Annotated in this window: 24 protein-coding genes and 2 pseudogenes; 23 read left to right on the plus strand and 3 right to left on the minus strand. The window is 58.1% G+C overall.

What is annotated here, in order from left to right; genetic code table 11:
- The first annotated feature begins 22 nt into the window (after positions 1-22).
- From ACN1C3_RS17035 to ACN1C3_RS17090, 12 genes and pseudogenes are all read left to right on the plus strand, one after another.
- Positions 23-751, plus strand: a complete 729-nt coding sequence (locus tag ACN1C3_RS17035; protein WP_419116931.1) for a TIGR03747 family integrating conjugative element membrane protein — start codon at positions 23-25, stop codon at positions 749-751.
- Between the two features lie 205 nt (positions 752-956).
- A complete protein-coding gene (locus tag ACN1C3_RS17040; protein ID WP_419116932.1) occupies positions 957-1,937 on the plus strand; it encodes an integrase domain-containing protein in 981 nt (326 codons plus the stop codon).
- Positions 1,934-2,166: pseudogene (locus ACN1C3_RS17045) on the plus strand (hypothetical protein). Before ACN1C3_RS17040 ends, ACN1C3_RS17045 begins: the two are co-directional and overlap by 4 nt.
- Before the next feature lie 178 nt (positions 2,167-2,344).
- On the plus strand, positions 2,345-2,680 hold the full coding sequence (locus ACN1C3_RS17050; protein ID WP_419116933.1) for an RAQPRD family integrative conjugative element protein: 336 nt from the start codon (positions 2,345-2,347) through the stop codon (positions 2,678-2,680).
- Positions 2,677-2,916 carry a TIGR03758 family integrating conjugative element protein gene (locus ACN1C3_RS17055; RefSeq protein ID WP_419116934.1) on the plus strand — a complete coding sequence of 80 codons (240 nt, stop codon included), beginning with the start codon at positions 2,677-2,679 and terminating at the stop codon, positions 2,914-2,916. Before ACN1C3_RS17050 ends, ACN1C3_RS17055 begins: the two co-directional genes overlap by 4 nt.
- A 17-nt stretch (positions 2,917-2,933) precedes the next feature.
- Positions 2,934-3,305: a TIGR03745 family integrating conjugative element membrane protein gene (locus ACN1C3_RS17060; protein WP_419116935.1), complete on the plus strand. Its 372-nt coding sequence runs from the start codon at positions 2,934-2,936 to the stop codon at positions 3,303-3,305.
- A 7-nt stretch (positions 3,306-3,312) separates the two neighbouring features.
- Positions 3,313-3,726 (plus strand): TIGR03750 family conjugal transfer protein, encoded by a 414-nt coding sequence (locus ACN1C3_RS17065; protein ID WP_419116936.1) that lies wholly within the window; start codon positions 3,313-3,315, stop codon positions 3,724-3,726.
- On the plus strand, positions 3,723-4,364 hold the full coding sequence (locus ACN1C3_RS17070) for a PFL_4703 family integrating conjugative element protein (RefSeq protein WP_419116937.1): 642 nt from the start codon (positions 3,723-3,725) through the stop codon (positions 4,362-4,364). Before ACN1C3_RS17065 ends, ACN1C3_RS17070 begins: the two co-directional genes overlap by 4 nt.
- A complete protein-coding gene (locus tag ACN1C3_RS17075; RefSeq protein WP_419116938.1) occupies positions 4,361-5,176 on the plus strand; it encodes a TIGR03749 family integrating conjugative element protein in 816 nt (271 codons plus the stop codon). The genes ACN1C3_RS17070 and ACN1C3_RS17075 overlap by 4 nt, the downstream gene beginning before the upstream one ends.
- Positions 5,166-6,683 (plus strand): TIGR03752 family integrating conjugative element protein, encoded by a 1,518-nt coding sequence (locus ACN1C3_RS17080; RefSeq protein ID WP_419116939.1) that lies wholly within the window; start codon positions 5,166-5,168, stop codon positions 6,681-6,683. Before ACN1C3_RS17075 ends, ACN1C3_RS17080 begins: the two co-directional genes overlap by 11 nt.
- On the plus strand, positions 6,646-7,062 hold the full coding sequence (locus tag ACN1C3_RS17085) for a TIGR03751 family conjugal transfer lipoprotein (RefSeq protein WP_419116940.1): 417 nt from the start codon (positions 6,646-6,648) through the stop codon (positions 7,060-7,062). The genes ACN1C3_RS17080 and ACN1C3_RS17085 overlap by 38 nt, the downstream gene beginning before the upstream one ends.
- Positions 7,062-9,839: a conjugative transfer ATPase gene (locus ACN1C3_RS17090; protein WP_419116941.1), complete on the plus strand. Its 2,778-nt coding sequence runs from the start codon at positions 7,062-7,064 to the stop codon at positions 9,837-9,839. The genes ACN1C3_RS17085 and ACN1C3_RS17090 overlap by 1 nt, the downstream gene beginning before the upstream one ends.
- A gap of 43 nt (positions 9,840-9,882) precedes the next feature.
- Here ACN1C3_RS17090 and ACN1C3_RS17095 read toward each other — a convergent pair whose 3' ends face one another.
- Positions 9,883-10,128 carry a LasR-specific antiactivator QslA gene (locus tag ACN1C3_RS17095; protein ID WP_419116942.1) on the minus strand — a complete coding sequence of 82 codons (246 nt, stop codon included), beginning with the start codon at positions 10,126-10,128 and terminating at the stop codon, positions 9,883-9,885.
- 181 nt (positions 10,129-10,309) lie between these two features.
- Here ACN1C3_RS17095 and ACN1C3_RS17100 point away from each other — a divergent pair, with 181 nt between their 5' ends.
- The 5 genes from ACN1C3_RS17100 (at position 10,310) to ACN1C3_RS17120 (ending at position 14,878) form a co-directional block, all read left to right on the plus strand.
- Complete coding sequence (locus ACN1C3_RS17100; protein WP_419116943.1) at positions 10,310-10,564, plus strand: helix-turn-helix domain-containing protein; 255 nt, start codon at positions 10,310-10,312, stop codon at positions 10,562-10,564.
- 114 nt (positions 10,565-10,678) lie between these two features.
- Positions 10,679-11,635, plus strand: a complete 957-nt coding sequence (locus ACN1C3_RS17105; RefSeq protein ID WP_419116944.1) for a TIGR03756 family integrating conjugative element protein — start codon at positions 10,679-10,681, stop codon at positions 11,633-11,635.
- On the plus strand, positions 11,632-13,014 hold the full coding sequence (locus tag ACN1C3_RS17110; RefSeq protein ID WP_419116945.1) for an integrating conjugative element protein: 1,383 nt from the start codon (positions 11,632-11,634) through the stop codon (positions 13,012-13,014). Before ACN1C3_RS17105 ends, ACN1C3_RS17110 begins: the two co-directional genes overlap by 4 nt.
- 3 nt (positions 13,015-13,017) lie before the next feature.
- Positions 13,018-13,326: a hypothetical protein gene (locus ACN1C3_RS17115; RefSeq protein ID WP_419116946.1), complete on the plus strand. Its 309-nt coding sequence runs from the start codon at positions 13,018-13,020 to the stop codon at positions 13,324-13,326.
- 10 nt (positions 13,327-13,336) lie between these two features.
- Positions 13,337-14,878: a conjugal transfer protein TraG N-terminal domain-containing protein gene (locus ACN1C3_RS17120; protein ID WP_419116947.1), complete on the plus strand. Its 1,542-nt coding sequence runs from the start codon at positions 13,337-13,339 to the stop codon at positions 14,876-14,878.
- Here ACN1C3_RS17120 and ACN1C3_RS17125 read toward each other — a convergent pair.
- Positions 14,867-15,265, minus strand: a complete 399-nt coding sequence (locus tag ACN1C3_RS17125) for a DUF3742 family protein (protein ID WP_419116948.1) — start codon at positions 15,263-15,265, stop codon at positions 14,867-14,869. The two genes, ACN1C3_RS17120 and ACN1C3_RS17125, sit on opposite strands and share 12 nt — an antisense overlap.
- A 456-nt stretch (positions 15,266-15,721) precedes the next feature.
- On the opposite strand from ACN1C3_RS17125, the gene ACN1C3_RS17130 reads away from it, so the two are divergent.
- Together ACN1C3_RS17130 and ACN1C3_RS17135 are read left to right on the plus strand one after the other, a co-directional pair.
- Complete coding sequence (locus ACN1C3_RS17130) at positions 15,722-16,051, plus strand: hypothetical protein (protein ID WP_419116949.1); 330 nt, start codon at positions 15,722-15,724, stop codon at positions 16,049-16,051.
- Between the two features lie 134 nt (positions 16,052-16,185).
- On the plus strand, positions 16,186-17,145 hold the full coding sequence (locus ACN1C3_RS17135; protein ID WP_419116950.1) for an ArdC family protein: 960 nt from the start codon (positions 16,186-16,188) through the stop codon (positions 17,143-17,145).
- Between the two features lie 140 nt (positions 17,146-17,285).
- Here the strand turns inward: ACN1C3_RS17135 and ACN1C3_RS17140 are convergent, their stop codons facing one another.
- Entirely contained in the window at positions 17,286-17,480 is a 195-nt protein-coding gene (locus ACN1C3_RS17140) for a hypothetical protein (RefSeq protein WP_419116951.1), read from the minus strand.
- 451 nt (positions 17,481-17,931) lie between these two features.
- Between ACN1C3_RS17140 and ACN1C3_RS17145 the strand changes: the two genes are divergently transcribed.
- The 4 genes and pseudogenes from ACN1C3_RS17145 to ACN1C3_RS17160 all read left to right on the plus strand — a co-directional run.
- Positions 17,932-18,690 (plus strand): hypothetical protein, encoded by a 759-nt coding sequence (locus ACN1C3_RS17145; protein WP_419116952.1) that lies wholly within the window; start codon positions 17,932-17,934, stop codon positions 18,688-18,690.
- Positions 18,691-18,857: 167 nt separating this feature from the next.
- Positions 18,858-20,579, plus strand: a complete 1,722-nt coding sequence (mobH, locus tag ACN1C3_RS17150) for a MobH family relaxase (RefSeq protein ID WP_419116953.1) — start codon at positions 18,858-18,860, stop codon at positions 20,577-20,579.
- A gap of 561 nt (positions 20,580-21,140) precedes the next feature.
- Complete coding sequence (locus ACN1C3_RS17155; protein WP_419116954.1) at positions 21,141-23,264, plus strand: NACHT domain-containing protein; 2,124 nt, start codon at positions 21,141-21,143, stop codon at positions 23,262-23,264.
- Positions 23,236-23,386, plus strand: a pseudogene (locus ACN1C3_RS17160) (IS4 family transposase); the annotation flags it as partial. The gene ACN1C3_RS17155 and the pseudogene ACN1C3_RS17160, both read left to right, overlap by 29 nt.

The following is a 23,386-nucleotide window of genomic DNA, read 5'->3' on the forward strand; positions in this document are numbered from 1 at the left end:
GCGCCTCGCGGAGTAAAGGGGGATGACCTCAGTTCAAACTCCTCCACCGCGACCGATCCAGCGCCCTGGGCTGATCGTTTCGGCAATTGTCCTGGTCCTGCGCCTCATCGGTTTGCTGATCGCCTCGTTGCTGTTCTCAATCCTGATCGAGTTCGCCGGTCTGCTGCTGTTCTGGGGTGATCAGGGCTGGCGACACAGTCAGGTGATGCTGACTAGCGAACTGGGCTGGCTCAGTGAGCACTTCAAATCCTCACTGATCCTCCAGCAGCCTGGGCAGACGGTTGTCCAGTGGCTGGACTTCCTCAACCAATGGTTGTTGGTCAAGACCGGTTTTGCAGACTTTGCCCAGCAGGCGCGGGTGTCGAGCCAGGGCAACGGTTTCTGGAGCGGGATCAATCAGCTGTATGTGAGCATTGAGGATTTTGTCCTCGCAGCGGTGTATGTCAGCTTCATCTTTGTGGTGCGCCTGACCATTCTGGGCCTGGCGACCCCCTTGTTTCTGCTGGCCATGTTCACCGGTTTCATCGACGGTCTGATGCGTCGCGACCTGCGTAAATTCGGGGCTGGGCGAGAAAGCAGCTTTGTCTATCACCGGGCCAAGCGAGCGGTCATCCCACTGCTGATCGTGCCCTGGATCCTTTACCTGTCGCTGCCCTTTTCGCTCAACCCATTGGCGGTATTTCTGCCTTGCGCCGTGATGCTCGGGGTGGCCATGGCAATCACAGCGGCGACGTTCAAAAAATATCTCTGAGTGCGACACGAATGCTTATCTGCGGAAGTGTTCAGGAGGCCAGCTCATGAGAGGCCCAAGCTTCCGGTCATAAGGAGCCGCCAGCCCCGCGTTAGTGGACAACCCTCACAGGTGGCAGGGGCCTTGCTCTCTGATAACACTCAACATCCATGACGGGATGACGTGGGGGAAATTTCAAGAGTTTGGCTTCGAGAGGAGTTTGATCATGCCATTGGTCGGTAGACGAGATGGGCACAATTTTGGCTATGGCCGACAACTGAGTTATGCCGGTCCGCAAGCATTGCGCGACTTTTTTGGCGGCGGGCATTACGCCACGGTCAAGGCGCACAGTGATCGCTGGCAGGCGTTTGTCCGCTGGTGTCGTTCGGAGGATGGGCCGGGATTTAATGATGCGCGACAGATAGATCGGCAGACCTTGCTGGACTACGCAGGGCATCTGCGCCAACAAGTTGAACAAGGCGCTATCGGCATCGCTACCGCGCAAAACCGGTTGTCTAGCGTGAACCGGACTATGGCGGCGCTTCGCGACGATCGGTCTGTGGAGGTGCCGAGTCCGAGTAAGGCATTGGGAATGCAGCGCACCAATGTTCGTCGCTCGGTGCCGCAAGGCCAAGACCACGAACACGTGAAGCGGATTGTCGACGTGCTCTGCGAACACCAAATGCCGCGCGCGGCGGCCATCGTTCTGTTGGCGCGAACCACCGGCATGCGCTTGCGCGAGGCCATTTTGGCCGACCTACCGCGCTTAAAACATGAGACCGAACAATACGGCAAGATCAACATCCAAGATGGCACCCAAGGTGGCCGCTCACGTGCGTGGGCGCATCGTTGGATTACGGTAAATGATCCCATTCGTGACGCGCTGAAATTTGCCGAACAGGTTTCGCCCAACGGTAGCCGCAATCTGCTTGCACCGAACGAAAGCTATGTCGATTTACAACGGCAAATCGTCCACCCCGCACGAGAGATCCTCCATTCGCACAACCTCAAAGGCTTCCACGAGCTTCGGGCCGCCTATGCGTGCGAACGCTATGAGCAGATCACTCATCATCTCGCGCCCATCAACGATGGCCGTTGCTACCAGCTCGACCGACGCCTAGATCAGGATGCTCGAGTGCAAATCAGCGACGAGTTGGGACTCGGCCGTATCGATCTGTTATCGACTTACATTGGTCGCCGAACATGAGCAAGCCATTCGATATGGAGCTGTTCCTAGCGGGCGTCCTGATCAGGCGAAGACCATCCAAACAGCAATTGCTGAACGCTGGCAACGGGATAATCCATGGACTTGGCAGCGGAAGCATCTCCTATGGTTCCCAGATCACAGGATGGTTAATCGAGCAGAATCGACGCGCTGCCGTGGGAAGACGTCCATACCATGTCTGAAAAAAACTTCCAGATTTGACTGTACGTAGTGCCGATCGTGCGCCAGGCACCCTCAATGTTCGCAGATACGCATCGCCGCGCTGGCTGATACCGAGCAGCCGCTGCTTACTTCCCCAGAAAAAGCGATCCACCGTCACTCGCTTTTCTTACTGAACAACCCCCACCATTAGCTCGATTCTGTGCCCATATCCACATGGGGGCAGGATCATGCCAACTACCGCCTTTCGCTGCTGGTTACTGCTCTCATTGGCCATCGTCCATGGCAGCAGCTACGCCGCCTCCGCCCAGGAACAAACTCAGCTCAGTTTGATGCTGCAGCAGCTCGACACAATCGAGCGCCTTACCACTCGAGCTGAAGTCGACAATGCTGCTGAGCCGAACGAACGCTATCGCTTCGACTACCCCCGCCTGGCTCAAGATCTCCAGCGAATCTGCCAAGGGATACAGGGCTACCTGTCCCCTTCCCGCGCCCAACCGCGCGATCCTGCGGAACTGGTCGGCGACTACCGCCTCGACACCCTGCCCGTGGAGCCCTCGCCATGAGCATGACGGCCGCTCAGACCGCCGCGTTCAAAACCGCCTCCGGCTTCTCAGCCCAGAGCAGTTCGACGCTCTGGCTCTCCCTGACGCTCGTCCTGGCGTTGCTCTGGTGCACCTGGGTGATGTGGACGGCGTATCGAGGATGGGCGGCTGGCAGTGTGCGCTTCGGCGCGTTTGGCGGCAGTGCCGCCCGGGTCGTGCTGGTGTTGCTGGTCTTGATGTTTTTCACCCTGTCCTAACCGAGGAGATCGCCGTCATGCTCAAGTGCTTTGCCCCCCTGAACAACCATCTGCGGGACCGTGCCAGCCAGCGCCTGATCGGCCTGTTGCTGGTACTCGGTCCAAGTCTGGCCTTGGCCGCATTACCGACCATGGAAGCCCCCTCCCGGGGTGAAGGTACCGGCTTGATCGAGACGATCAAAAACTACGCTTACGACGGCGGCATCCTACTCGGACTGCTGATCGCCCTGCTCGCGTTTTTGGGCGTGGCCTGGCATTCACTGACCGTGTATGCCGACGTGCAGAACCAGCGCAAGACCTGGAAGGACCTCGGCGCGGTGGTCGGCATCGGTGCCCTGCTGGTGGTGATCATCATCTGGTTCCTGACCAAGGCTGCCGCGATTCTGTGAGGTCGGTATGAACGACGCTATCGAATGTCTCGCCGACGGCACCTTGGTCTTTCTGCCGGAACGGCTCAACCGTGATCCGGCGGTATTGCGCGGTTTGACCAATGATGAGATGTGGCTCGCTTTAGGGACCGGCGCAGTCCTTGGCCTGATGCTGGGTATCCCCCTGGCGCTCGCCACGGCCTCGATTGCCGTGGCACCGACCGGCATGATCGCGGGCATGGCGCTGGTGCTCTTCGTCGGCGGCACGCTGCTGCGTCGGGCCAAACGGGCCCGCCCCGAGACCTGGTTGTACCGCAAGCTCGAGTGGGGCCTGGCCAGCCGCTGGCGCCTGGGACGCGGGAGCTTGATCCTTCACTCCGGCGCCTGGACGGTTCGCCGTTCACAGCGCCTGCGCCCGGCCCTGTTGCGGTGGCAGCCATGAGCCGCTTTCGGAACAAGGTCGATGCCCAACAGGCCCATATCGTCAGCCTGCGGCTGGCGCTAGGAGTTCTGGCCCTGATTTGTACCGGGCTCTGGTATGGCTGGCGCTCGGCACCGACCGAGCTGACCGTGCATGTCCCTCCCGACCTGCGCTCGGGCAGCACCCGCAAATGGTGGGATGTGCCCCCGGAGAATGTGTATGCCTTTGCCCTGTACATCTTCGGCCAACTCAATCGCTGGCCGTCGGATGGCGAGCAGGACTATCGCCACGCCATCTACAGCTTGCAGTCCTACCTGACCCCTTCCTGCAAGACTTTTCTCGATGGCGACTACGAGTACCGCAAGGCCGCCGGCGAACTGCGTCAGCGCGTACGCGGGGTCTACGAAGTGCTGGGCCGCGGCTACAGCGAGGATCCGACCTTACGGGTCAAGCAACTCGGCCGTGACAGCTGGCTGGTCAAGCTCGACCTCAATGCCGATGAGTATTACGCCGCCGAACCGGTGAAACGGGTGGTGGTGCGTTATCCCTTGCGCGTGGTGCGGTTTGACCTGGATCCCGAACGCAATAAGTGGGGACTGGCACTGGATTGTTATCAGGGCACTCCGCAAAAACTCTCCCTGCCTGGAGTTGAGCCATGAAGTGGATTTCTACCCTGGGACTCACCGTCGCACTGATGCTATGGGGCGCTGCAGCGCAGGCCGTCGAGCTGATGCACTGGGAACGCCTACCCCTCGCGGTCCCTCTGGTGATCAATCAGGAACGGGTGGTCTTTGTCGACGAGGACGTTCGCGTCGGCCTGCCCTCAACGCTGAGCGGCAAACTGCGCGTGCAATCCACCGGTGGCACGCTGTACCTGCGCGCGTCGGAGGCGATTGCCCCGACCCGATTACAACTGCAATCGGTGGCGACGGGCGAGATCATCCTGCTGGATATCGCGGCCACCCCGGGCGAGCAACCGCTGGAACCCGTGCGAATCCTCCAGAACGCTCAGCCACAGGCCACCGACGGCGAACCGAGCACCGCCCCCGTTGCAAAACGCACACCGATCCCCGTCGCCTTGACCCGCTATGCCGCACAGAGCCTGTACGCACCGCTGCGCACCGTCGAGTCCCTGCCCGGCGTGCGGCGGGTACCGCTCAAGCTGCGTACCGAGCTGCCAACCTTGCTGCCAAGCGAAAACGTGTCCAGCACGCCCCTCGCCGCCTGGCGACTCGGTGAGTACTGGGTGACCGCGGTGAAATTGCGCAACCGGGGTGCCGAGACGGTGCCACTCGATCCGCGCCGGCTGCAGGCCCAGCTATTTGCCGCGTCCTTCCAGCATGCCTTCCTCGGGCCGGTTGGCAGTGCGGAAGACACCACGGTCGCCTACCTCGTCACCCGCGGTGCCGGCCTCGAACAGGCCATTCTGGTGCCCCCACCCGCTGCGCGAGGTGCTGACAATGAAAGCTAATGCGCTGCTCAAGTGGCTGGTACCGGGGGCGCTGCTGGTCGTGGTGTTGATCATCCTGAAAACCTGGGTCGCGGGAGGGAGCACCTCCGCTCCGGAGAGTCCGCTTGATCAGCGCGACCTCCAACTGTCCGCCGAGCAGGCCAAGTCGCTGGGCATCGCGGGCGATACCCCACGCGACACCGTCGCCACCTTGGTCGGCCAGGTGAAGGCGATGCGCAGCGACATGCTCAGCCTGAAGCAAAACAATGACTCGCTGCAGACGGAAAACAAACGCCTGCGTGAACGGGAAAACAGCGTCGATTCGCGTATCCAGAGCGCCCTCGGCAGCGTGACCCAACAGGTCGACGAAGGCCGCCGACAAGCCAACGAAGCCCGACTCAAAGCGGAACAAGACAGCCATCAGGCTCATGGTCTGCTGACCCAACTGCAGGCGCAGTTGTCCGGCTTGACCAGCAAAGGCCAGGATCTACCGGTGGGGCTGGGGCTGCAGCCAGGCGATGGGGCGCAGTTCGACCGGCATCGTCCGGCCAGTGAGACAACCCAGTGGATTGAGCCCTCGGACACGCTGCCCGCCGACAGTCACAACAAAGCCAAAAGCTCCTCCGCGCTAAATTTGCCCAGCGCCTTCAACGCGCTGGACGGTCTGGGCGACAACGCCATTGATCGCAGCCAGAAACAGTTGCGCGCGGTCACTAAGGGTGAGCGCGACCTGGCCCGCTCCGTGGAGCGTAGCGAGGGCGCGAAGCCGATCTACACCATTCCTGAAAACGCGACCTTAATGGGTTCGGTGGCCATGACCGCATTGATCGGCCGGGTTCCGGTGGACGGCACGGTGAATGACCCCTACCCCTTCAAGGTGTTGGTCGGTCCCGAGAACCTCACCGCCAACGGCATCGACCTACCGGAGGTGGTCGGTGCCGTAATGAGTGGCACGGCGTCCGGTGACTGGACATTGTCCTGCGTGCGCGGGCAAGTCGAGTCGATCACCTTTGTCTTCACCGACGGCACCATCCGCACCGTGCCGCAGCCACAAGCGGTGGCCGGCCGCAATGCCTCCACCCCCCAGAGCACGAACACCGACAAAATCCGCGGAGGGCTCGGCTATCTGTCCGATCCGTATGGCATTCCGTGTATCGCCGGCGAGCGTCGCTCGAACGCCCAGCAGTACCTCGGCAGCCAGAGCCTGATCACCGCCGCCGGTGCTGGGGTCGCTGCCCTGCTCGGGAATGAGCGGAACGACAGCAGCGTGATCCATTCGGGCGGCAGTACGCTCGGGGTCACCAGCAGCACGGGGAATAGTGCACTGAGTTCGATCCTCAGTGGCGGGGTCAGTGATATCCGCGAATGGGTCAAAAAACTCTATGGCGAGGCCTTCGCTGTGGTTTACGTCCCTCCTGCCGCGCAGGTCGCCCTGCACCTCGACCATGAAATCACCCTCGACTATGAGCCCAACGGCCGGAGCGTTCGCCATGAACCATCGCATGCCACTCTGCCTGACCTGGATTAGCCTGCTCTGCGTGGCCCTGGTCGGCTGTTCCTCAGACAAGGAGACGCTCCTGCCCCATGGCGAGCACACCATGTTGGACATCTGGAATGGCGCCGGTTCACAAGGCACGCAGCAGCAACTGCTGGAGGCTCGGCAGCAATTACGCCGCCCGCTGACGCCCGTGGAGCCTTCTTCGACTGCGCGGGAGCCCTACACCCGTACGGCGGAGAACGAGATTCGTAGTCTGTTCCCGCGCCTGCCCAATCCCGATCTGCTGCTATACGTCTATCCGCACTTGAGTGGCACCGAGCAGGCCCCGGTGCCGGGGTACTCGACGGTATTTCCGTTCTACCAGCGCGTGCAGTACGCGCTGCCCGGTGAACGTCAGGAAGACCTGTAATGCGCAACGACAAAGCGGACAACCGCGCTCAGGGCTGGAAAGCCTGGCGTAATCCATTGCGCCCTCGCGCCACCGTGGCCGATGAAGCCGCGCTCTACGCGCACAACCCCAGCTTCACCGATCATTTGCCCTGGATCGAATACCTTGAGACCGAACAGTGCTTTTTGCTGGATGATAATCGCTCGGTGGGCGCGGTGTTCGAGCTATTGCCCCTCGGCACCGAAGGCCGTGAGCCCGATTGGCTGTTGGCGGCACGCGATGCCCTCGAGGACGCCCTGCAGGACAGTTTTGACGAACTGGATCAGGCGCCATGGGTGGCGCAGTTTTTTTGTCAGGACGACCATGACTTCACTCCCTACCTAAACCGGCTCACCGAATATATTCGGGACAGCGCACGCGGCACGGTGTTCACCGAGGCCTACCTGGAACTCAGCCGCCGCCATCTGCAGGCTATCGCCAAACCTGGGGGGCTGTTTGAGGACAAGGTGGTCACGCGCCTGCCCTGGCACGGCAATAACCGGCGGGTACGGCTGGTTATTCATCGCTGGCTCGAATCTGATGCTGAGGAGACGGGGCTCACGCCGGTGCAAGCCCTGCAACAGACCTGCGAGCGCATCAGCGCCGCGCTGCAGGCCTGCGGGGTACAAGCGGTGCGGGTCGACGGCCGGGGGCTGTATGCCTGGCTGTTGCCGTGGTTCAACCCGGCGCCCCGACTCACCGATGAAGCACCCGAGGCGTTCTACCAACGGGTGGCCTACCCGGAAGCGAGCGACGGCGCGTCGCTGGAGCTGCCCTTCGATCACGATTTCGCCGAGCGGTTGTTCTTCAATGAGCCGCGTTCGGATGTCCAGCGCGGGCTTTGGTATTTCGATGCTCAACCCCATCGGGTGATGGTGGTGGACAAACTGCGCCGCGCCCCGTTGATTGGTCAACTCACGGGCGAAACCCGCAAGGGCGATGCCGTGAATGCGCTGTTTGATCAGTTGCCGGAAGGCACGGTAATGAGCCTGACCCTGGTGGTCAAACCGCAGGATGTGCTGGAGGATCAGTTGAGCCGCCTGGCGCGCAAAGCCATCGGTGAAAACCTGGCCTCGACCCAAACCCGCCAAGATGTCGAAGAGGCCCGGACGATCATCGGCCGTAAACACAAGCTGTACCGCGGGACGTTGGCGTTCTACCTGTGCGGTCAGGATGAAGCGCAATTGCACCAACGCTCGGTCAGCCTGGCCAACGCGCTGTTGGGCGCGGGACTGCAGCCGGTGCGCGAAGGCGATGAGGTGGCGGCCTGCAACAGTTACCTGCGTTGGCTACCGATGGCCTACAACCCCGCGCGTGATAAACGCCACTGGTACACGCGCCTGATGTTTGCCCAACACCTGGCGAACCTGGCACCGGTTTGGGGCCGCAGCACGGGCACCGGCCATCCGGGCATCACCCTGTTCAATCGCGGCGGCTCGCCGCTGAGCTTCGACCCGCTGTCCCGCCTGGACCGGGCCATGAACGGCCACCTGCTGTTGTTCGGCCCCACTGGTGCCGGTAAGTCGGCCACCTTGGTCAGCCTGCTGATGCAGGTCATGGCCGTGTACCGCCCGCGCCTGTTTATCGTCGAGGCCGGCAACTCGTTTGGCTTGCAAGGCGACTACTTTGCGACGCAAGGCCTGTCGGTCAACAAGGTCCAATTGAAACCCGGTGCCGCGGTGAGTCTCGCGCCCTTTGCCGATGCCTGGCGTCTGGTCGAACAACCGGACCAGGTGGCGAGCCTGTCGGTCGATGAATTGGACGATGAGACCGCGAGCCATCGCGAAGACCAACGCGATATTTTGGGCGAATTGGAAATCACCGCCCGCCTGATGATCACCGGCGGCGAAGCCAAGGAAGACGCGCGCCTAAGTCGCGCCGATCGCAGCCTGATCCGCGAGTGCATTCTGGATGCCGCGCAAACCTGCGTCACTGCCGGTCGACAGGTCCTGACCCGCGATGTGCGCAATGCCTTGCTGGGCGTTGCCGCCGACCCGCATCTGCCGGAGAAACGTCGTGAACGCGCCCAGGAAATGGGCGAGTCCCTCGACCTGTTCTGCCAGGGTTTCGAGGGCGAATTGTTCGATCGCGCGGGGACGTCCTGGTCCGAGAGCGATGTGACCATAGTCGATCTCGCCACCTACGCCCGCGAAGGTTACGAAGCGCAACTGTCCATCAGCTACATCAGCTTGATGAACACCGTAAACAACCTCGCCGAGCGCGACCAGTACCTGGGCCGGCCGATCATCATGGTCACCGACGAAGGCCATATCATCACCAAGAACCCATTGCTGGCACCGTTCGTGGTCAAGGGTACCAAGATGTGGCGCAAGCTCGGCGCCTGGTTCTGGTTGGCCACGCAAAACCTGGCCGACTTCCCCAACGCCGCGCAGACCATGCTCAACATGATCGAGTGGTGGATTTGCTTGAACATGCCGCCAGCGGAGATCGAGGAGATCGCTCGGTTCAAAAAACTCACGCCGGCGCAGAAAGCTTTGTTGCTCTCTGCCAGCAAAGAGCCGGGGAAATACACCGAAGGCGTGGTGCTGTCGAAGAAGCTCGAGACCCTGTTTCGGGTGGTTCCGCCTAGCCTCTACCTGGCCTTGGCCATGACCGAGCCCGAGGAAAAGGCTGAGCGCTGGAGTCTGATGCAGGAGCACCGTTGCTCGGAGTTAGACGCGGCCTACCGGGTCGCGGAGCGGATCGATAGGGCCCGAGGCATCGATCCAGATCCAGATCCAGATCCAGATCCAACATAGGAAAGTCTATTCATGCCTCTCGCGACTGAACCTGGACAGCGGGTTATTGCGCTACGCCGCGCAGTCGTTGCTGAATCCTCAATAAAAAACCAGCTTCAAAGGCATCCTGGCAGTCACCGACAGGAAAGGTCTTACGCGCTTGCGCCAGCGTCCACCACAGCGGAGTCTCGCCGGTACTCTCGAGCCAAGCCTGAGCAGCTTGCACGCCCTGCTCGATCATCGACGCAAATTCACTGCCCCACGGGGTCAGCACACTCGGGCAACCATCCGCTGCAGGAATTGAAATCAAGTTTTCGTCCATACGCACCTTAGAGTTCTAGTGGGAATCCAGAGGCTGGATTCGATTGAGACGATCATCACGCCGGAAAATACACGCTCATTACCAAGAATGAGCACCCAACAGCTTAGACCATTGCAAATGTAGACTATATCCCGTGGATTGAGAGTCTCTCAAAGCGCAATTTGCGCGCATGGCTCAAGACTACGAACAACTTCGCGTGCAACTGGCGGAGAACATCCGCTGGATGCGGCGCGTGAAGAACCTCACCCAAGAGCAGTTAGCGCTCATGGCTGAGGTGGATCGTACCTACGTCAGTCAAATCGAACGCAGCACGGGCAATCCGTCGCTGATGGTCCTGTGCAAGCTCGCCAATATTTTGGGCATCACCACCGATCAACTGCTGATCGATCCCAGCGCCCTGCAGCAGATGTTGCACGTCGAATAACTTTCGTCGCTCCCGCCCCCGTGTAAACCGATCTTGCGGTTCTCGCATTTTGCACTGACAGCCCGCATGGGGTCGTCGAACCTGACCAGGCTTTTCACCTCAAGAGCCTGAATCATGCCTGCGCCCTCCGCACTGTATGCCTATCCGAAACTGCGCTCGTTGGCACTGAGCCTGCTGCTGGTGTCTGGACCGAGCGGGGCGCTGGATACCGCCAGCATCATGGCTTCCGCGCTGTCGCCCAACTGCCTCGAATACCGGGTCGTCGGCCTCTGTTTCTGGCTGTTCTGCACGCCCTTTGGCTGCAAAATCAAAACTTCGACCAAGGTTCGGCATTTCATTCCGGAACTGGTGGTCTCCAGCTACGCCACCACCGGCAACAACCCGTGGACCGAGATGGCCGCCCTCTCCAGCCCGATCAGTGGCGCAGAGGGCGGCGGTAACCTGATCACCCCGAACACCCGGCGCGACAACCTACCGCGCTACAAGAATGTCGATGGCATCGGTCATCCCGGTGGCTGGACCGCAACGCAACTGGCTTCGCAATCCGGCTACGCCTGCGCCAGCGGCGCTTCTGCGTTCATGCCCTACTACCTGAGCACCCTGGATTCACTGGCCTGGCGCCAGGGCATCCCAGAAAGTTTCTACCCCGAGTCGCTCGTACCGGGAATCCGTGAAATTGGTCGTCAGGCTTCGGGAAACATGTGGGGCAACGTGTATCCCCGGCAGGGCTTTCTGGTACAGCCCGACGATTTCAAGGCGGCCGCAGTCATGGCGCAACGGGCCGGCGATGTCATCACCCGTAACGGACAACCGCATGTGTACGTACCACTGACGCCCGCCAAACGCGACGGCTACTGGCCACCGGGCCCGATCGCTGAAAACGACGCTTCGACCCACAAATGGCAATTGCTCTACCCCCAGGTTCAGCCGATGTGCGCCACCTTCCCCAGCGATCCGGTACAGAGCTCGGATGGCAGCTACGCCTGGTCGCTGTGGCGTCCCTATAGCTGCTGCAAACGTGAGGGGCAGACCTTTCTGTTCAGTATTGACTTCGAAGGCGGTGCATCATGAGTCGGCTTTGCGCGCGATCATGGTTGGGTGTGATGAGCCTATTGCTCTGTGGACTGCTCGCCATGGCCACTCATGCCCACGCCGCCGAGGGCGATTACCGCCTGGGTACTCAAGGCGAAGTACTCGACGACCGAGTGATGTACACCATTGGTGGCGGCTCGGCAGTCGGCTCACCGAGTTCGCTCTACCGACCCAGTGGTCTCGGTGTCGGCGGGTCCTGGCAAGCAAACATGATGTGCGGAAACATGAGCCTCACCAATACCCTGCAAAACCAGCTGAACGGTGCCACCGAAGGTTTCCAGCAGATCATGGGCAGCGTTGTGCAGAACGCGACCCAGGCGGTGATGTCGCTACCAGCGTTGATCATCCAGCGCGCCAACCCCGGCCTCTATGAGTTGTTGAGCAACGGGGTGATGCAGGGCCGTATCGACTTCGATCGCTCCAAACTGACCTGCCAAGCCATGGCCGAGAAAATGGCGGACAAGGTCGGCCAAGCCGGCTGGGGTGCGCTGGCCAAGAACCAGGAGATGCAGGGCAATCTGGAGCACACCGGCGGTGATGCGGTGGCCGCGGTGAAAAACACCGAGGCCCACAACGGCGACAATGGGGTGTCCTGGATCGGAGGCCAGAAGGCTGGAGGTAGCGGACAGACGCCCATCCGGGTGACCTCCGACGTAGTGCGTGCAGGCTACAACTTGCTGCATAACCGGACGGTGGATGACAGTGCGTCGATCAGTAGCAGCGACTGTTTGGGTGGGGCCATTTGCCAAACCTGGGCCTCGCCCCAGGAGGAATCCGAATGGGCTATTCGCGTGTTGGGCGAGAGCGAAGTCGCGACCTGCGACAGCTGCGAAACCCTGCGTGCGACCGCTGGCAGCGGATTGACGCCGCTGATCCAGGAGGCCTACAGCGAACGCCTCAAGGCCCTGCAAGGGTTGCTGTCCGGTTCACTGTCGCCTACCCCTGACAATCTGGCTAAAGCCTCGAGCCCAATACTGCCAGTGACCCGTGGCGTGATCGAAGCCTTGCGCGACGATCCCGACCAGGATCTGCTGGCGCGACGCCTGGCCAGCGAGACGGCCCTATCCAGCGTACTCGATAAGGCGCTCCTGCTACTGCGCACCCTGCTGGCAGGCAGTCACGAACCGAACATCGCTTCCACCGAGCCGGCCCAGACAGCCTTGACGAAAAATATCGACGCCCTGGAGCGCGAAATACGTCTGCTACAAACCGAGCTGCAGGTCCGGCAGATGCTCGCCACCAATACCGCCAGCCTGGTGCTCGATCGACATGCGGGTGGTGCCGATGCTTCGCGTACCGTCGAGCAAGGCGACCCTGAGCCGGGCCGACTCAATGATGCTGACGCTAGGCGCAAGTGAGCCATGAAACGCTCACCGCTATTCACTCTGCTTTCAGGTCTGGGGATTGCCGCGGTGATGATCCTGACCGCCGCACTGGTCGCCTGGATCGGCCGCACTGCGCTGGGTAGTTTCGAGGTCTGGCAGCAGGCATTCGAATCCGCACGACCTTATCTGCGGTGGTGGCGTGTCCTGCTCTACGGCGCCCTGTTTGTGCTCTGGTGGAATCTGCTTCGGCGCTACCGACATCGAGCACAGGATCGACTGCGCGTGCAGCGCATCGGAACATTTGGGTTCGTGCTCTTGACCGTCGTCGAACTCACCCGACTGTGAGGTCACCACCATGCTTATGAGCACCAACAGCTACCTGGAGTTTTACCTCTCTCTGCTGGCCTGGATCATCAACAACGGCCTCTGGAGTGTCCTGTCCGACACCGGGCTATTCGCCGCGCCCTTTGGTGCAATCATCTTGCAGGAATGGTTGTCGGCCCGTCAGCAAGGCGCGGATGAAGGCAACAAGGGACTGCTCTCGGTGCCGCGGATCGAGAACCGGTTGTGGCTGGCCTACATCGTCGTGTTGTTCGGTTGCGCGCCGGTCTTTCCGTTGAGCCTTGCCTCAATGACGTTCGATGATGCGGCGAGTCAGCGCTGCGGCGTGAGTGTCGCCAAACCGACGGAAACCGCCTGGGGGACGACCTTCAATACTATCGGCGAACGCTCCGCCAACGTACCGATCTGGTGGTTTCTGGTGCATGCTTTGAGCAAAGGGGTAACCGCGGCGGCCACCGCCTCCATCCCCTGCGCACCGGATATCCGACAAATGCGCATGGAGATCGACAGCTCGCGCATCGACAGTCAGGTACTGCTGCAGGAAGTTGCCGACTTCACCCGCGACTGCTATGGCTATTCGCGTTCTCGGCTATTCACCAACCGCTCGCAGTTGGACAAGGCACAAAGTCACGACGCGTCCTGGATCGGCTCAAGCTATTTTCTCGACACGCCCGGCTACTACGACACCGATCGCTCGCGTACACCGCGAGCCAGTTGGCCGTATGACGACAGCCGCGATGTTTCCTTGCCGCGGCTGGAGAATGGCGCGGGCTACCCCACCTGCAAGCAATGGTGGAGTGATAGCGGTGTCGGATTGCGCGAGCGCTTGATCGAGCAAGTCGATCCTTCGCTGCTGACTCAGTTGAAAGGTTGGTTGGCTGGCCGTTCGAACAACGAGATCGAGGATGCCACCCTGCGCGAGCTGGTCAGCCCGCGCCAGCAATCGATGTCCATGTCGCCCGGACAGGTGTACCAGGACTATGGCTCCAGCGCTCGTGGCGGCTCGATCAATCAGGGGCTCAATAACCTGGCCACCAATACCGGGTTGGCCCTCGGTTCCTTCAGCAATTTCCCAGCGATGAATGCACTACGTGCAGCTCTGCCTATGGTGCAGGCCTTCCTAATCATGGGAGTCATCATCAGCCTGCCGCTGATTCTGTTGGTCAGTACCTACCAGTTGAAGACCGTCATGACGGTGACGTTCGCGCTGTTCACGCTGCACATGTTGAGCTTTTGGTGGGAGTTAGCACGCTGGATCGACTCCAGCATGCTCGACACCTTGTACAACCACGTTTCGACTTCCAATCAAGTGCTGTTATCGCTCCCCACATCCGGCTTCATGGAGGGGACCGTCACGGCACAGGTGATCGAGTATGTGATGGGGGCGATGTTCATCGTACTACCGATGCTGTTTCTAGGGGCCATGAGCTGGGCAGGATATTCAGTCGGCAACGGGATTCAAGGCATGTTGGCGAACGGTAGCAAAGCAGCAAGTGACTCAGCGAGCAAAGGTACGGAACAAATATTGGGTGCTGCTAAGCGCTCAATTAGATGACTTGCTGTCGCCTACATAATGCCCGTTGTCGTCGAAGTCACCGATATAGAGGTCAGCACCTAGATAGTCTGGCCCTGGATTTTTCTCTTGTTGATCGGCACCAATAAAAGCCCTAAGCCATAGCAAAGTAATGACAGCCAGCATCATCACAATGAAAGTAACCAGCCAAGCACTGACAAAGAGCAATCCTCCGATCAATGCCAGTTTGGCAATCAGAAAGCTTCCACGAACAAGTAATGTACCTGCAGGTATACCTGCTGACACCGCACGCTCAGCCACGCGGCACTCAAACGCTTTCACCTTGCGATACCCGCGCTTTATCGACATGCCACAGGTATATGCCCAGCGGTGGGCGCGGGAAACCTGAACACGGTTCTGAGTCGGCATGGCCTCGCCCTCTTCTGAGCGTTTTCATGGTTGAGACAGGAGTAACAGCCTACTACTGAAAACTGTCCGTGCCTGACCGTTTATCAGTTTGCCCTGCCGAAAAATCTTCACTGGAAGACAGAAGACAAGCCCCGTGAAACAACCTCTCCACATTGATTGACCCATATAAATCGTCCGGCTAAATACAAGGTACGGATCGCTGTTATCGACAGCACCTTCCCAGGCAGCCAGAACCTTCAAGGCTACGTCACTTCGATGATGGTTCTTCCCCAAGTGCGATTAGCGTTCGGTAGCTCGCACGGTCACCGTTTCTACGGTGATGAACGCCTACTGCTCTTTTGAGCGTCTTCCGAGCTCCGCTCGCCAGGCAAACCTTCTTGTTTTTCTTCAACCCACCGCGGGGAAATTATCTCCCGCACGGGACAGGTTTCTTCGCGTTTGCAACGGAGGCACACCATGTCCGACTCACTTACGCCGGAAGCACTTAACACCCTACAGTTGCCCATTGTGTTCACGCCTGGCGCGTGGCAACGCGCAGTACTGCTCGAACGCTCAGGTCATCCTGAGAAGCTGCAGGTCGATCGGCTGAGCAACGTATTGTGCGCAGCCTTCGAGGCACACCTGGTCTATCCACACGAGCCCTATGTGCTGTTCGAGGTAACCCACATCGCGTCAACGGATCATCCACGCCAAAACCCGTTGCTGCAACTGAGCCTAAGCCTGCTCCTAGAGCCAGGCCAGCCTAACGCCTTGCTGATAGCGCTTGCAGGAGAACATCAACGCTAAACGCATACGGTCGTACTCGGCCCCCCGATCCACACTCAGACGGCATGCAAGCCCTGCATCAATCCAACCATCACCCACCGGGGAACCCTCCCCGACGGGCAGGCGTTCCTCCGTTTTCTCTCGAGGAAAATGCCATGCGCGATATCTACCAAGACGTGACTGACAAGATCGTTACCGCTTTGGATCAAGGCGTTGCCCCCTGGATCAAACCCTGGTCCTCAAGTGGCTCAGCTTACGTCGGTCATCAACCCTACCCCATCAACGCAATCACGCATCGTCCCTACTCGGGGATCAATTTACCGTTGCTCTGGGCCGAGGCCAGGTTGCAGGGGTTCACTCAAGATCGTTGGCTGACCTTCAACCAAGCCAAAAAAGCCGGCGGGCACATCCGTAAAGGTGAACACAGCACCCTGGCGGTGCTCTACAAGCCGATGGAGCGCGAGGAACAGACCGAGTCAGGCCAATCCGTACTCGATGAAAACGGTCAGCCCAAGGTCGCTTACTTCGGCATTCTCAGGACACATTTTCTGTTCAACATCGAGCAAACGGAGGGGCTCGAAACGTTCAACGAAACCCTGCTCGAGACGGAACAGAGTGATCCCTTCCTGACCAACAGCGCTGCGGAAAATCTGCTGTTAAGTTCGGGTGCACACATCGTTCATCGATCTGCAGATGAAGCCTTTTACCACCCGATCAGGGATCTCATCCAACTGCCGACAAAAGTGCAATTTCACGATGAAGGTGGGTACTACGCCACCGCACTTCACGAACTGACGCACTGGACCGGGCATCACGCTCGGTTGCAGCGCGAAGGCGTGACGTCATCCTGTCCGTTCGGCTCGCCAGGCTACGCGTTTGAGGAGTTGATCGCCGAAATGGGCGCTGCTTTTTTGTGCGCCTACGCCGGTATACAGGGAGAGTTGCGGCACGAGGGATACATCGACTCCTGGCTCAGCCTGCTCAAGGCTGACAAGCGCGCGATCTTTCGCGCCAGTGGTCACGCCCGAAGCGCCTCGGAGTATGTACTCAACTTGGAGCAGCAACTAAAGCAAGCGGTCTTGGATGATTCACTATGCATGAACGATGGAGCTTAATCGTTACCTCACCGCTGCAATCGCTTCACAGGGCCCAACGCGAGTTGAGCCCTTTTTTCTGCGCCCAGAAAACAGAAGGCCTCACGCCGCGGGACGCTGACGCAATTGACAGGAGATGGCCACACGCCTACGGCAAGCTGTCAGGTATCCAAGTTCTGCACCAGAAAATCCACCAGCTCGAGCGGACTCCGGCTGTCGATCACCTTGTAGATCAGATCGCGTTTACTGCGCGGCAACTTCTTGACCACGCTCTTCGCCGAGGCCCTGACGGCTTCGTCTGTCCCATGGATACGTGCCGCGAGCAGCAGCACGAGCGTGGCGTCAGTAAGGTTCATGGCAAGCCCCAAAAAATATGCACCGCAGTGTACCGACTCTTTTCCTTAGTAGTCTCTGTACGAAAAGTACTGTTGTAAACGCCGCACGGCATAAGTCAGCGTAACCATCGCACCAAAACTTGCCGCCAGCTTGTCGAGGCGCGTCACGATGTAGCAGTTCTCCTTCAGCCCGCTGGACCTGTGCTCAATGATATTTGAATTCGCGGCTATACAGTCTTGACCTTGCGGGCTGCATATCAAATCCCAACATGCTGTGTTGGAAGCTCTTAAAAGGGAGTATCCATTTCCTGGGCCCTCCGCCTTGAGTGCCACGATTTTACACCGCAACGCGACTTACACTGAAACGCCAAAGCCCCCTAACCCAATCCGTCCACATCACACGTATGATTAACACCCTGAGTGTGTCTTAGGTTAGTCATACGTGCAGCCCCTGGAGCGACAAGGAGCAATGATGTTCAGAAGCAACGGTAATGATTCGTTCAGGGCTTACCTGACGGCAGGAACTGAGAACCTTGACGAAATGCTGGCAGGGCAATCGCCTTTCCTTGCCATGATGGATGACCTGGACTCCTTCCTACTGAACCACATCATTGGACCGGGAATCATACCTGATGACTTTGTAGTTCACTCCCTGCGCATTAATGCCCGGTTCATGCTGATGACCGCGTTCAGGATTGGCTTGACCGGTCATGCGGCTGGCGTCTACCCCAGCCTTCGCACTGCATTGGAGACCGCCTGCTATGCGCTTCTCATGAGCAAGGACAAAACCCTTGTTGGTAAATGGATGAACCGTAACGAATCACCAGAGGGAATGAAAGCATGCAAAACAGCCTTTCAATCGCCCATCAAAAATGCTCAAAAGATCATGAACTCCCAGCACTCAAATTCCGGCGATTCGATGTATGAACTGTATGAGTGGACAATTGATTTTGGCGCTCACCCGAATTCTAAAACCGTAACGCTTCATACGCACTTATCAGATGATGAAGATTCCGGTATGACACGTTATGAAAATATCGCGCTTTACGGAGTAAGAAATTTTGAATTCGAGAGAACGCTTTTTGCTTGTGTTGAAATGGGATTAGTAACCGTCATTGCACTTTTAATGTCCCACGAAAATACAAGCCCTGAATTGATTCAAGGTCTAAATGACCTGAACGAACAAAAGAATCGCTTGGAAGATTTGATACGCCAGAAGCATGACGCCTAGCCTCCGCAACAAAACGATGTCTAGCAGAATCCATATTCCGATTGCCGCACAAAGGGACACGCGCCAAAAGGACGGGTAAGGGTTGGAAGGGAATGGGGAGTCAAGGGTAAGAGCCCTATCCGAAAAGGCTAACAGGCCACTGACCCAGCCACTTCCCGGAGATTACGATGCTCAGTCTGTTTCGCCACAAAAGGCAGAAGCCCCCTCCGCCTCTGACCGTGAGCGTCGCCGAAGGTTACCTGTCCATCGAGTCAGCCCATACCCTGTTAGCAGTGGAGCACCGCCGCCAGTTGCTCGATCGCATCTGGCAATACACCGCCCTCTCCCACGCCCAATTCACCCAGCTCTACTTAAATCCGATCCATCGCTACGCCGAACAGGTCCAGCAACTCCCGGCCAGCGAGACACACCACCATGCGTATCTCGGCGGCATGCTCGACCATGGACTGGAACTGATCGCTTGCAGTTTGAAACTACGTCAGTCGTATCTGCTGCCCACCGGCGCTGCACCCGAAGACCAGGCCGCCCAAACTGACGCCTGGTCGGCGGGTATTGCTTATGGCGCCCTGCTGCATGACATTGGCAAGATCGCCGTGGACCTGCTGGTCGAACGCCAGGATGGCCGTCTTTGGCATCCTTGGCAGGGTACCCTGGATCAGCCCTACCGTTTTCGTTACATCAAGGGTCGTGACTACCACCTGCACGGCGCCGCCGCAGGCTTGCTCTACACCCAAATTCTCGACCGCCCAATCCTCGATTGGCTCAGTGGATTTCCGCCACTGTGGGCCAGTCTGCTGTATGTCCTGGCGGGCCAGTACGAACGTGCCGGCGTGCTCGGTGAGTTGGTGATACAGGCCGACCGTGTTTCCACCGCACAGAACATCGGTGGTAACCCGAGCAAGGTGCTGCAAGCGCCGATTCATTCGCTGCAACATCACTTGATCAGCGGACTGCGTCATCTGGTTCAGCACGAACTGAAACTCAACCAGCCAGGTGCCGCAGCATGGCTGACCCAGGACGCACTCTGGCTGGTCAGCAAGACGGTCACGGACAAGCTGCGAGCCTATCTGCTGTCGCACTCGATTGAGGGCATTCCCTCGTCCAATATCGCGGTGTTCGACGAACTGCAGTCGCATGGGTTAGTCGAGTCTACCCCGGAAGGCAAAGCCATCTGGACCGCTCTCGTGACACAGGGAAACTGGAAGCAGAGCTTTACCTTTCTGCGCCTTCAGCCGGCGTTGATATGGGGGAACGAAGACCGCCCCGAGGCTTTCAGCGGAACGTTGAGCGTGGCAGCCGATGTCCACTCGACTGACGCTCCGGCATCACCACCAGGGGCTAAGACTGCTAGTACAGGATCGCGTCAAAGCTCCTTGTTGCCAGATCCCATAGCGATGGAAGATGCCGACTATCTCGGAACGCTACTGGATATGTTCGACTCGGCAGAACCTGAGATTCGTGAAGAACCGTCAGAAAGCGCTCTCGGAATTTCAAATCCCACTTCGGACAACCCTGGTCAGGCATTCCTGAATTGGGTCAAGGAAGGCATCCTCAGCCATAAGCTGATCATCAATGACAGCAAGGCCAAAATCCACACGGTTAGTGGCGGCGTATTTCTGGTAACGCCTGGTCTCTTCCAACGTTATGTCCAGGAGTTTCCGGATATCTCACAGGGGGCCGATCAAGAGATTGAAGAATGGCATTGGGTGCAGAAGCAGTTCGAAAAACTGAAGGTCCACAGGAAGCGAGACGACGGTTTGAACATCTGGACATGCCAAGTTGAAGGCCCGCGGAGAAAGGCCAAACTCAAAGGCTACTTACTCGAAGATTGCAAGCTACTCTTCGAATCACCACCCCCAGAAAACCCTTACCTTATGCTCGAGGCCTAGAATTTCGTTACCGTGGATTCGCGGTAGCAGTCGTAACAGTGTAATCGCACTCATTTAACGACCTGTTTGTATTCGACTTGACCAGCCATATACATCAAGCATATTAACGTGTTTTGCTGGTGTAGATTAAATCAAACAGAGCCGGCGATCTGACACCTTTTTTGAATGATTCGGACAGTTGTGAGTTAGATGAGCCTGCGACCAAAAGCCATCCCCCTCTAGGTTGGCCAACCCAAACCGTTGAAATCGCCCCACGCGGTAAGGATCCAAAGAAATACGGTCCGACAACGTATCGGTTCGACGCAGCTTTCACGTTGAGCGTCATATTGTCCAGACGAAGATGGACACTCGCGAAAAAGGCAAAAACTACTCATTGCACCACCAGACCAGACTTCTTCAACTCCTGGCGTCCCCATGCCGTTGGAGTAAGTAAATTCCGCGCAACTAATGATGGCATCATCGCTACACAGTCGCTGTCGAGACTGGCATTCTTGAAGACTTTCGCATTGCGCCGCTTTGAGCATGGGTAATGTGTTGGACACGGCGGACAGTAGGTCGAAAATGGCAGGCAAACACAGCAATACCAAGACACAGAATACTCCTCGCGCTAAAAAGACAGGCGGCGGTACAGCTGTCGGAGGCGGCGTCAACTTTCAGGCTGTCGCTACGGCCATTGTCGGGGTACATATTTTGCGCGGTACTGCCTTGAACTGGCTCGAGGGTGTTTGCAGCGACAATCCCGTCGCAGTCTGGGCAGAAAGCGAGGGACCTGGTGATGATCTCCGCATTGAGCTTGAGAACAATTCAAAAATTGAGGTTCAGGCAAAAAAAGGTCTAGCTCGCGGCCGCAAGCTATGGACTGCTTTGCATTCAATTGCAGAGGCAATTCACAAAGATCACTTGTCCTACGGGATATTGGTGGTTGCACCTGATTCGAGCAAGACCATTTGTAAAGATCTAGCCACTGACATCGAGCGCCTCGGGCAAGGCAGAACCGACTCGCTCACTGACATCGGTACAGACTGGGCTAAGCAATTGAGTAAGGCCAACATACCAGCCCACGAGGTATGCCGCTGCATGAGGATCAGAGTGATCCACGCCCTCAGCGCTGAGGACACCAACATCAGTGCCGCTAAAGAGGTTCTGCGTTATGTCTGCGCGCGGGAAAATGACGTTGATGCGGCTTGGAATTCCCTCTATCGACAGGCTGTCCTGCTGATCGAAAAGCGCGGACGATGGACGTTGCAAGATCTGGTTCGCCTGCTCAGAAGCACAAATATTGCTATACGAGAGGATGACTTCCCTGCGTCTGTGTTGGATCGTCAAACCAAATGGGTCGTCGATACCAATGGCCACTTCTCCATTACCGGAGTACGACGCAAGATACCGCTTTTGCATCTGCTTCCCATGCATCTGGAAAGAATGGAGTTCAAGCGCTCCGAGTCAAACGACGCTTTATCCGCACTGGAGCGCTATCACAAAAGTACCGAGCGGAAACCATATAGCGAGGTGTTCGATTCTATCTGGACAGCACGCTTCAAAACGCTGGCAGTAGTCATCGCAGGCCCGGGCTTGGGAAAGTCCACAATGATCAAAGAGCTAGCTCATCAGTACGCTCAGGACGGCTACCTGGTGCTGAGTGTTGCACTTAAGCCGATCGCTGCAGCCATGCGGCAGGGCGGAGCGTTTTCAGAGATGCTCCTGAACCACTCGCTTGATGGATCCGGGATATCATCTAGCCAGATCAAAAACGCAACACGTTTCAATTGGGTCGTATTGGCAGATGGGCTGGACGAATGTGGAAGCGCGCACCACGAGGTTGCGGAGCAAATCAATCGATTTGCCCTCGGCCATCCCAGTGCGCGAATTGTCGTGACCACCAGACCGATAGGCTACGACACAGCAGTATTGTCGAACTGGACTCATTACCGCCTTCTACCCCCGCTGAAGGACGAAGGTGCGGACAATCTCGCAAAGCTGGTGAGCGCTGCGTCGATAGATGAGTCGTCACAGTCAAGCGCTCCCGACATCTCGCAATATCAACTTGGACCAAACCTGCCAAGTGACACCATTTCGATCAGCCCACAGCTACTTGGAATGGCTGCGTCACTGATTTTGCATCGTTACACTTTGCCTCGCTCGCGCCTAGAGCTTTACTCTCAACTCATCAACCTGTTTGAAGAGCTTCCAGCCGATACCGCGCCAGAGCAGACTGATGTCGCCGATACTGTCCTCAATATCATCGGCTGGAACCTAATCAGCAACCCGTTGATAACGTTCGACCAATTGATCGAGCGTACGGCAGCCACCTTGGCGCCCATGATGGGGACAACACCCTTGGCTTCGAAAAAGGACGTTAGGCTAGCGGTGGCTCACTGGGAAAGTGTAGGTCTGCTCGAAAAATTATTTCACGACGGTACCAAGCTACTGACCTTCATCCACAAAACCTTCTGCGAGTTTGTCGCTTCACGTTTTCTGGTATGCCATCCCAAAGATCTAATCGAGCATGTGGTCGATCAACCAGACAAACAAGAGATCATCAATTTTGCGGTTGGGCAAGGCTTGGCGGATGAGTTGATCGCGTTGTACTTAAGCCCAGCCCTTTCAAGGTCTTCGTTTAAACTCCCCCAAAACTCCAGTCAGGGTGACGAAAACGATGTGGGCAGAGGTTCTAGCGCGGTTTGAAAAAAAGGCACCGGCCAGTGTCATGGTCAAGTTGGCTCTGGAACAGGCCATTCCTGCTGAGTGGGTTGATCAGGTGTTCGAAGAGCATCGTCAACGCCAGTACCCGCGTGAGCTTTTGTTTT

Origin of the sequence: Pseudomonas sp. H11T01 (assembly GCF_048515765.1) — a bacterium.
In the GTDB taxonomy this organism is placed as follows: domain Bacteria; phylum Pseudomonadota; class Gammaproteobacteria; order Pseudomonadales; family Pseudomonadaceae; genus Aquipseudomonas.

Coding starts and splice junctions, on each gene's coding strand:
- ACN1C3_RS17055 (WP_419116934.1), top strand. CDS start 2,677: ATGAGCATGACGGCCGCTCAGACCGCCGCGTTCAAAACCGCCTCCGGC.
- ACN1C3_RS17090 (WP_419116941.1), top strand. CDS start 7,062: ATGCGCAACGACAAAGCGGACAACCGCGCTCAGGGCTGGAAAGCCTGG.
- ACN1C3_RS17100 (WP_419116943.1), top strand. CDS start 10,310: ATGGCTCAAGACTACGAACAACTTCGCGTGCAACTGGCGGAGAACATC.
- ACN1C3_RS17135 (WP_419116950.1), top strand. CDS start 16,186: ATGCGCGATATCTACCAAGACGTGACTGACAAGATCGTTACCGCTTTG.
- ACN1C3_RS17130 (WP_419116949.1), top strand. CDS start 15,722: ATGTCCGACTCACTTACGCCGGAAGCACTTAACACCCTACAGTTGCCC.
- ACN1C3_RS17140 (WP_419116951.1), bottom strand. CDS start 17,480: ATGAACCTTACTGACGCCACGCTCGTGCTGCTGCTCGCGGCACGTATC.
- ACN1C3_RS17125 (WP_419116948.1), bottom strand. CDS start 15,265: ATGCCGACTCAGAACCGTGTTCAGGTTTCCCGCGCCCACCGCTGGGCA.
- ACN1C3_RS17115 (WP_419116946.1), top strand. CDS start 13,018: ATGAAACGCTCACCGCTATTCACTCTGCTTTCAGGTCTGGGGATTGCC.
- ACN1C3_RS17155 (WP_419116954.1), top strand. CDS start 21,141: ATGGCAGGCAAACACAGCAATACCAAGACACAGAATACTCCTCGCGCT.
- ACN1C3_RS17110 (WP_419116945.1), top strand. CDS start 11,632: ATGAGTCGGCTTTGCGCGCGATCATGGTTGGGTGTGATGAGCCTATTG.
- ACN1C3_RS17035 (WP_419116931.1), top strand. CDS start 23: ATGACCTCAGTTCAAACTCCTCCACCGCGACCGATCCAGCGCCCTGGG.
- ACN1C3_RS17120 (WP_419116947.1), top strand. CDS start 13,337: ATGCTTATGAGCACCAACAGCTACCTGGAGTTTTACCTCTCTCTGCTG.
- ACN1C3_RS17080 (WP_419116939.1), top strand. CDS start 5,166: ATGAAAGCTAATGCGCTGCTCAAGTGGCTGGTACCGGGGGCGCTGCTG.
- ACN1C3_RS17070 (WP_419116937.1), top strand. CDS start 3,723: ATGAGCCGCTTTCGGAACAAGGTCGATGCCCAACAGGCCCATATCGTC.
- ACN1C3_RS17105 (WP_419116944.1), top strand. CDS start 10,679: ATGCCTGCGCCCTCCGCACTGTATGCCTATCCGAAACTGCGCTCGTTG.
- ACN1C3_RS17085 (WP_419116940.1), top strand. CDS start 6,646: ATGAACCATCGCATGCCACTCTGCCTGACCTGGATTAGCCTGCTCTGC.
- ACN1C3_RS17145 (WP_419116952.1), top strand. CDS start 17,932: ATGTTCAGAAGCAACGGTAATGATTCGTTCAGGGCTTACCTGACGGCA.
- ACN1C3_RS17075 (WP_419116938.1), top strand. CDS start 4,361: ATGAAGTGGATTTCTACCCTGGGACTCACCGTCGCACTGATGCTATGG.
- ACN1C3_RS17065 (WP_419116936.1), top strand. CDS start 3,313: ATGAACGACGCTATCGAATGTCTCGCCGACGGCACCTTGGTCTTTCTG.
- ACN1C3_RS17050 (WP_419116933.1), top strand. CDS start 2,345: ATGCCAACTACCGCCTTTCGCTGCTGGTTACTGCTCTCATTGGCCATC.
- mobH (WP_419116953.1), top strand. CDS start 18,858: ATGCTCAGTCTGTTTCGCCACAAAAGGCAGAAGCCCCCTCCGCCTCTG.
- ACN1C3_RS17060 (WP_419116935.1), top strand. CDS start 2,934: ATGCTCAAGTGCTTTGCCCCCCTGAACAACCATCTGCGGGACCGTGCC.
- ACN1C3_RS17040 (WP_419116932.1), top strand. CDS start 957: ATGCCATTGGTCGGTAGACGAGATGGGCACAATTTTGGCTATGGCCGA.